This is a genomic window from Daejeonella sp. (genome assembly GCF_036405355.1).
Classification (GTDB): Bacteria; Bacteroidota; Bacteroidia; order Sphingobacteriales; family Sphingobacteriaceae; genus Daejeonella.
Map to the genome: position 1 here is coordinate 1 of NZ_DASWXT010000110.1, position 8,166 is coordinate 8,166.

Here is an 8,166-nt window from a genome sequence, read left to right on the forward strand (position 1 = left end):
TTTATTGAAAATCAGCATTTTACGTAATCATAGATTTGTAAAATAATAATTATAATATATTTAGAAGTATAGATCATGAGCAATCCGGAAGGTATTGCAGTGAGCTTCAACGATATCTGAAATCTTAGGCGAATAGCCCCCTCCCATACTTATCTGTACTGGCAGTCCCAAATTCTGACAATAACGCAGTACCAGTTCGTCCCTTTGTTTACATCCGGCTTTGGAAAGATTGAGCTTACCCAATTTATCCGTTCCAAGAACATCCACCCCTGCCAGATAAAAAATAAAATCTGGTTTAAACGATTCTATAATAAACTTCAGGTTCTGTGAAAGCAGTTTAAGGTATTGTGAATCAGTAGTTCCATCTGTCAATCCGATATCAAGATCAGATCGCTCTTTTCTGAAAGGAAAATTCTTTTCTGCATGCATCGAAAATGTAAAAACCCTTTCTTCTTTGCTAAATATTTCGGCAGTACCGTTTCCCTGATGCACATCTAAATCAATAATTAATATGCGATCTGCTAAAGAATTGCTCAATAAGTAATTAGCGGCAATTGCCTGGTCATTTAAAAGACAAAAACCTTCGGCCCAGTTTGATCCTGCGTGGTGGGTACCTCCTGCGACATTAAATGCTATCCCATGCTTCAAAGCATGAATACTGGCATCAATGGTACCTCGAGCTATTCTGATCTCACGGTCAATTAATGTCGCCGATAATGGAAATCCTGAACGACGGACTTCAGCATCACTCAGCTTCAAATCCCTGAGCCTTTCCCAGTAATTCTGCTCATGTGTCAACAAGATAATATCTTTATCCAGCTTCTCAGGTGAAAACAACGAATCACTTTTGATCAAGCCTTCATGCAGAAGCTGTTCAGGAATAAGTTCGTATTTAAGCATTGGGAAGCGATGGCCTTCCGGCAAGGGATGAGCATAAATAGGATCAAAAGCAATAAAAAGCAAGGAAATTAATAATTAACAAATGTATTGGACTTATTCTTTTTATTAAATATTCTCATAAGCAATGCAAGCAGTATAATCACAAAAGCTGCATATGCCGCATTAATCACATCTTCATACAGTAGAGCATCTACTTGTTTCCGTTTCAAAATAATCCCATACAAGGCCCAAAGGACAACAAATCCGAAAGGCACATTCCTCCTGACCAAAATTATAAACAAAGAAAGAAGAGTAGCTAGGCCTATCAGTATGATAACCCAATAACTTTCAGAAATTCCCATTCTATTCCAGCCTGTTGAAATTAGCCAGGCACTGATATTGGCAATACTTGCAATACATATCCATCCAAAATAAATACTCAAAGGAAATTGTGTAAAGATCTTTGTCTGAATTGATCGATCAGGGTTCGAAATATGGGCTTTAATACTGATTTTAATCAGTGTGAACAGCTGTATTAAAATCAAAATAACAGACAAAAATAGTTGTTCATTTACCCAGGCAATTAACCAAAGTCCAGTAGCAATGCTGTTCAGGGAAAATAGCCATCCTATGTTATGGGTATCCTGATTGGTTTGACAGCTTGAGGTTTTCGCAAATGCTTTATAGAGATGGAATACACAAAACGCCAGAAGAGAGGTATAAATAAGTCCCCAAATAGCAAATGTAATCCCTGCCGGTGCGAAAACGGTATCATATTTTGCAGAAACCTGACCTACATCCTGGGTAGAAAGTAATTTCACCTGAACCAGGTATGACATCAATAATTGAAAACCAAGAGTTATCAAATTCAGTATTGCCAATAACTTTGTTTTCATCTGTTTATTTTTTGTTTTTTAATGGCGATGAAGCCCGTCCGAACGGCGTGACCGGGGGCATATCATGATTTGGTAATAATACCTCATCGGGATTTGGCAAAATCATGATGATTTCATGGTATTTCAGATTAATAAGTATTATTCAGAAAATAATTTTTAATCTAGCAAAAAAGGACCTGATTTAATAAGTTTTATTCAGGAATTAAATTCAATAAGTCCAATAATCTGCGTCAGATAGGATGCATCAGTCTCATCAAAACTATCTAATTCTGCACTATCAACATCTAAAACACCGATTACCCTCTCATTTCTGACTATTGGTATTACAATTTCGGACCTCGAAGCAGCACTACATGCGATATGTCCTGGAAATTCCTCAACATCAGGAACAATCAGGGTTTGTTTCTTTGCCCATGAGGAACCACAAACTCCCTTTCCCTTCTTAATTCGGGTACATGCAACCGGCCCCTGAAATGGACCCAGAACCAGTTCATCACCTTTTACCATATAAAAACCTACCCAAAAGAAGTTAAATTGTTCTTTCAGGGCAGCACACATATTAGCCATATTGGCAATCTGATCATGCTCTCCTTCGAGTAAAGCAGAAATCTGAGGTAATAATGAACGGTACTGTTCCTCCTTACTCCCCCTCACAATTTTTAAATCTTCAGACATGCTGCAAAATTACAATTGATTTATAAGACAGCAATATTATAAAAATTTATCTTCATCATAACTTCATGTTCATTAACAAACTTTGTATTGAAATGTCAGATAAAATCAAAATATAATACTAAAAATTAATTATTAAAAAGTATAATATACTAATATTTATATCTCTGGCATAATTCATCTAAAAATAACAGCTATGAAAAAATTAATTATCCTGGCAGTCCTCTTTGCAGCATTGGGGACTACCGATACGCAGGCCCAATACCGTCAGGGACAAACTGTTTGGGGTCAAAATGACCAGAATGTTTACAGAGATGATCGTGGTGAATACCATTATGAAATGCGTGAGAGACGGGTTTGGATCCCTGAATATCAAACTGCAGGTATATTTGGTATTGGAAGACGGAGAGTTACTGGGCATTATGAAATCAGAAATGAGCGTGTCAGAGTATATTCAGGCCAGAATAATCAGAACAGAAAGCAACATCCGCATGGGATGCCTCCGGGACAAAGAAAAAAATACAATAACAACTATGACCAGCGTTATGAGCGCGACAGATACGATGAGGGCTATGGTGACAGAAACCAGAATGGTAGTTATGATAGTCAAAGAAATCAAAAAGGCCGGGGCAAGGGTAACAATGACCGTGATTAAGAATCTTAATTTTAAGACAAAGTCTTCCTATAACAGGGAAGACTTTTCTTTTTTATGACCTTAAGAATACATTTTGATAAATTACCTTTGAGACCTGAGCAAGAAATCGTTAAGGTCAATTATGTTAGTTTCAATAAGTATAGTACGATACAGACCCTTATTCATTCCACTGGCAATCTTTGCTATGGCTATTCACCGCATTCCGCTTTCTTTAAACAAAGCCTGTTCTTTCTGGAAATTGATGGGATGTGGTAAAAATGGCTCATTTGACCTTAAACCCGACTGGCAGCAATGGGCACTTTTAGCAGTCTGGGATTCAGAGGAGGACTTTAAGAAGTTCAATGAAAGCTCATTCATTTCCTGGTGGTGGCAGAAGTTCACTAAAGAGAAATGGACTCTTTTAAGTATTCCTTTAGCAAGTCATGGTAAATGGGATGGTAAAGATCCTTTTAAGATGGAAATTTATGAAACAAATTATAATGGACCGGTTGCAGTTTTAACCAGAGCAACGATTCGTTTGAATAAACTAACCCAATTTTGGGCCAATGTAGAACCTGTGGCAGAAATCATGACTAAAGCTCCCGGCTTTATTAGCTCTGTTGGAATTGGTGAAGCGCCGTTTTTCAGACAGGCTACCCTATCAATCTGGCGGGATATGGAAAGCATGAAAGCATTCGCATACGGCTCTGCTGAACATGCTGAAGTAATAAGAAAAACCAGAAAGCTGGATTGGTATAGTGAAGAACTGTTTGCCAGATTCCGTTTAATATCAGCAAGAGGTACCAACAAAGGAATCAACCCGATCAAAGAAATTCAACAAGATTTATAAAAAGCCAATCAATGAGAGTAATAGCAGAACTGCCACATCCGGATTGTAAGATCACCATATTCTCCATGAATCAGAAGTATATAATAAAACTGGAGAAGGGAATATTTGAACAGGTATATAAAATTGCCGAACTAGACATTCCGGAAGGGGTGAACGGAGTCTTTCAATTACTTGATTCGGAATTCATCAAATCAGCGGCCGAACGCTTTAATCAAATGAGACTTGATTTTAACCAGGCCTACAAAAGATATGATAATACTTAAGCATAAATAGCTGATAAACAGCAGTTTAAATATTAAAACAGAATTATATTTGGCAAATAGGAGTATTTTTAACCAGTAAATATCATCTAATATAAAATATTACTTAATATAAATAAATTCAATTACTTTATTTACAGTTATTTATAATACTAAACAAAATATTATTTTACAGTGTATAAATGCCAAATTTATGGGAGGTTTGGCCATTATTATATATTTCAATACATTTTAAAAGCTAAGATTTTTTTTCCTATTTTTGAATCATGAAACATATCAGCACAACCCGTTTTATAGTATTAACACTTCTTGTCATTGCAGCTGCGCTGACCAGGGCACTTCCCTATTTAATTCCACATATCTGGAACTTTACAGCCATTGGAGCTTTGGCAGTATTTAGTGGCGCTCAATTCAGTGATAAACGAATGGCATTCATTATACCAATAGCTGCTATGGCTATTTCTGATATCTTCATCGGAAATGGATTTAGTCTTGCTGTCTATACAGGCTTTGTTGCAATGGTTGGATGTGGATTCCTGATCAGGAATAAAGTGAATACTACTAATGTAATTCTGGCATCATTTATCAGTGCATCTGTTTTCTTCCTGATAACCAATTTTGCATTTTTATACCCTGCTACTATGTACCCGCGGAATATTTCAGGAATCCTGACTTCTTATGCTGCAGGTCTTCCTTTCTTCAGAAATATGTTAATTGGTAATTTGGTGTTTTCAGCAGTATTATTTGGAAGCTTCTACCTTTTATCAAAAAGATTCCCTGTTCTGGCAAAAGTTTAGATTGGAATTTTAGTAATAATATAAAGAATACCCGGACATATTAATTCTGATTCCTGTATGAAATCTTGAATTATTAGGTCCGGGTTTTTTATTTATAGTTACATTTTACGATCTCTTGTATGGATTTAGGAAGAATATTTTCTGCGGGCTTCTAATTGTGCTTTTTCGCCTTCAATAATAACCTCTTCGTTAGTTTTAAGATTAAACTCCTTTAAAATATCCTTAATAAATACATCAGGAGACAAACTTTCTATTACAGCCCACTCTTCTTCATGGAATACCTTTATATCCACCTTGCGTCCGTATTTTTTTTGAATAGCAGGGAAATGTTGAACGAATGGCCATAGATGCAAAAATACCTTCTCCAGATTGACTGGAGCCCAGCAAAGTTGAGGATTCCATGAGCCTGTCTTTGCAATTTCCTCACCCGTAATATCACATATTTTACTGGTTCCTTTCCGGGTGCTTGAAACCACCACGCATTTATGCTTCCATGCACGCGCATTAATCATTTGTCCGGCTGAAAATGCAGAAGGGAAGAAAATGATCTCCGCTCCCTGCTTGCGGTACATCTCCCATCCATCATCCCACAATGAATCAAAGCATATCTGAACCCCTATTTTTCCAAAATCAGTTTGAATAACAGGCTGAAATAAAGGTCCGGGCATAACACCACTTTTTATTTCGCCTTCTGTCGGATGAATTTTATGATATGCTCCGATACGTTTCCCCTGCCGGTCAATTACGACAGATGAGATATAAAACATTCCATGGCCTGCAGGAGTATCAACAGAACAAATCGTGTAGCAATTGTGTTTTTTAGAAAAATCGGAAAACTGATTTAACACCTCTTCTGATTTGCTCAGCCTTTGTTCTACTGTAAACTTCCCATCCATTTTAGTATTTGCAATGTAGAAACATTCAGGCAGACAGACCACATCAGGGCTAAAGGGTTCGATTCCCTTGAGGGATTCAATTACTCTTTTAACCATATCATCAGGTGTTTCTGCAGATAGTTTTTCCTGCGAAAAGCTTGCTATCCAAACCTCACGGGGAAGTTTTCCGGCTGGGTTTAAAGCATCATCTGAAGGACGGTCGCTTTTTATTGACTCTGCTAAGCCTATATTACCAATAGTAGTAAGACCGGCAGTTAATGCCGATTTTTTCAAAAAATTCCTTCTCGAGTTTTGCTCCATTGTCATTTGGCTATAATTGTTAATAAGTTCAAACACACTCCTCAGTAAATATAATGCTAATCTCCCGCATAGTTTTTCTAAGCTACATCAAAAGTACATCCAGTAACAACACTAAATCAAGAGAGAATACCCCTTATTGATTTAACAAGCGTTCTACCAGTTCAGGAACTGCAGTAGCAGCATTTTCAGGAATCATTTCTATGTTTTTTGCAGATATCTCCATTGCCCTGGGATCTACCAGTATTTTTTTCGCTTTCGCCGGTACCAGATCAATGAGGCCAGCTGCGGGGTAAACCTGTAATGAAGTACCAATTACAATGAATATATCAGCCTCATAGCATTCTTTAGCTGCATTTTCAATCATCGGAACAGCTTCTCCAAACCAAACAACATGCGGGCGCAGCTGAGAGCCTAATTCACACAGTTCTCCCATCTTTAATTCCGATCCGGGGATATCATAGGTCAGGTTGGGGTTCCTATCCGACTGGGATTTTGTGATCAGACCATGTAAATGAATAATTCTGAAAGATCCCGCACGTTCATGCAGGTCATCAATATTCTGAGTAACGATTGTCACTTGATATTTTTCTTCCAGCTTTACCAGAGCATAATGTGCCGCATTGGGTTCAGCCTCAAGAACAGATTTACGGCGCTCATTATAAAAGTGTTGAACCAGATCCGGATCCCGCTTCCATGCTTCAGGAGTTGCAACATCATATACATTATATCCTTCCCATAGTCCGCCAGAATCTCTGAACGTCTTCAGGCCACTTTCTGCAGATATTCCGGCGCCAGTTACTACAACAACTTTTTTCATAATTTTATCAGATAATATCCAGGTATAAAAACCCAGCTTCCTCTGCCCTGTCTGTTTGTTTAATTTGCAAAGGCTTAAACACCACTTCGCCGGTTTCATAAGTGATGAGGTTTCGAAAAACCGGCCCATTATAACAAAAAGTATGGAACTCACCATTTTCTCCGAATGGATCTATACCATGAGGTAATTTCCTGAAGAAATCTGAATTTAATTGTTTTCCAAGCCAATCCTTTCCTAATTTATCTGATTGAACACAACAGGTAATTGCCTCAAAACGTCCATCAGATAATTCTTTCTGAAGCTCTATTGAAGAACTCTTCCATAAGGGAAAATATGTTTTCAGCCCAGCTCTTGCTGCTAAATCCTCCCGGTATATTCTGAGGTCTTCGAGAAAAATATCTCCAAACACCAGCGTATCAACTCCCATTTCTACTAATTGTGAACAGGTTTTCAGAAAGACTTCTTCATAGGAATAATTGTCAGGCTGATTTGATACCCACATTTTAATGACTGGAAACCCCAGTTGTTCAGCTTGTCTGTCAAGTACTTTTTCAGCTATTCCATGCATAGAAATTCGCTTAAAATCACTATTCAAAGTCGTAACAAGCCCCATTATTTCGACTTGAGGGTTTTGTTTAAGCCTATGTAATGCTATTGCTGAATCCTTTCCTGCACTCCAGAATAAAACTGCCTTCTTCATGTTAATCTGCTTAAAACAAAAATAGCGATGAATTTACATCCATCGCTATTTATTATTTGGTTTTGCAACTTATCTAATGTCTAACTTAAATCCAGCATTAAAATTAATCCCTTTGGTTTGATAGCCTGCAAATTCGATATAATTCTCATCCAGGACATTCTTAATATCTGTAAACAAGCTAAGTCTGGTAGAAACTTTGTATTGAGCATAAACATCCAGTACATTAAATGAACCAAGTTCAGCTTCCACCGTTTTGAAAGTCTTACCATCAAAATATCTGTCTCTACGGTCACCTGTAAACTTATAAATCAGATTAAAGCTTAGGGATTTACTTAAATCAAGACCGGCATTCAGTCCGAAAGAGTTCTTTGGCCTTCTGAAAAGATTAAATGATGAACCTGCCGGAGTGGTCACTTCTCCATCAACATAAGCGTAAAAAGCATTCAGATTAAGTACACCGGTCGG

Annotated in this window: 11 protein-coding genes; 4 read left to right on the plus strand and 7 right to left on the minus strand. The window is 37.5% G+C overall.

Going from position 1 to position 8,166, the window contains the following annotated elements; genetic code table 11:
* Positions 1-60: 60 nt before the first annotated feature.
* The 3 genes from VGE44_RS13575 to VGE44_RS13585 all read right to left on the minus strand — a co-directional run bounded on the left by VGE44_RS13575 (position 61) and on the right by VGE44_RS13585 (position 2,450).
* Complete coding sequence (locus VGE44_RS13575) at positions 61-963, minus strand: histone deacetylase (RefSeq protein ID WP_331079987.1); 903 nt, start codon at positions 961-963, stop codon at positions 61-63.
* A 5-nt stretch (positions 964-968) separates the two neighbouring features.
* The gene (locus VGE44_RS13580) at positions 969-1,775 is read right to left on the minus strand and encodes a hypothetical protein (RefSeq protein WP_331079989.1); all 807 of its coding nucleotides are present in this window, start codon (positions 1,773-1,775) and stop codon (positions 969-971) included.
* Positions 1,776-1,970: 195 nt separating this feature from the next.
* Entirely contained in the window at positions 1,971-2,450 is a 480-nt protein-coding gene (locus tag VGE44_RS13585) for a GAF domain-containing protein (RefSeq protein ID WP_331079991.1), read from the minus strand.
* A 193-nt stretch (positions 2,451-2,643) separates the two neighbouring features.
* Between VGE44_RS13585 and VGE44_RS13590 the strand changes: the two genes are divergently transcribed.
* The 4 genes from VGE44_RS13590 (at position 2,644) to VGE44_RS13605 (ending at position 4,988) form a co-directional block, all read left to right on the plus strand.
* Positions 2,644-3,102 (plus strand): hypothetical protein, encoded by a 459-nt coding sequence (locus tag VGE44_RS13590; RefSeq protein ID WP_331079993.1) that lies wholly within the window; start codon positions 2,644-2,646, stop codon positions 3,100-3,102.
* A 121-nt stretch (positions 3,103-3,223) separates the two neighbouring features.
* A complete protein-coding gene (locus tag VGE44_RS13595) occupies positions 3,224-3,931 on the plus strand; it encodes a DUF3291 domain-containing protein (RefSeq protein ID WP_331079995.1) in 708 nt (235 codons plus the stop codon).
* Between the two features lie 11 nt (positions 3,932-3,942).
* The gene (locus VGE44_RS13600; protein ID WP_331079998.1) at positions 3,943-4,194 is read left to right on the plus strand and encodes a hypothetical protein; all 252 of its coding nucleotides are present in this window, start codon (positions 3,943-3,945) and stop codon (positions 4,192-4,194) included.
* 263 nt (positions 4,195-4,457) lie between these two features.
* The gene (locus VGE44_RS13605; protein WP_331080000.1) at positions 4,458-4,988 is read left to right on the plus strand and encodes a DUF6580 family putative transport protein; all 531 of its coding nucleotides are present in this window, start codon (positions 4,458-4,460) and stop codon (positions 4,986-4,988) included.
* A gap of 125 nt (positions 4,989-5,113) precedes the next feature.
* Here the strand turns inward: VGE44_RS13605 and VGE44_RS13610 are convergent, their stop codons facing one another.
* The 4 genes from VGE44_RS13610 to VGE44_RS13625 form a co-directional block, all read right to left on the minus strand.
* Positions 5,114-6,190 carry a carbon-nitrogen hydrolase family protein gene (locus tag VGE44_RS13610; protein WP_331080008.1) on the minus strand — a complete coding sequence of 359 codons (1,077 nt, stop codon included), beginning with the start codon at positions 6,188-6,190 and terminating at the stop codon, positions 5,114-5,116.
* 127 nt (positions 6,191-6,317) lie between these two features.
* Entirely contained in the window at positions 6,318-7,001 is a 684-nt protein-coding gene (locus VGE44_RS13615) for an NAD-dependent deacylase (protein ID WP_331080002.1), read from the minus strand.
* Positions 7,002-7,008: 7 nt separating this feature from the next.
* Positions 7,009-7,701 (minus strand): ATP-binding protein, encoded by a 693-nt coding sequence (locus VGE44_RS13620; protein WP_331080004.1) that lies wholly within the window; start codon positions 7,699-7,701, stop codon positions 7,009-7,011.
* Between the two features lie 69 nt (positions 7,702-7,770).
* On the minus strand, positions 7,771-8,166 hold a 396-nt coding region (locus tag VGE44_RS13625; RefSeq protein WP_331080006.1), incomplete at its 5' end, for a hypothetical protein.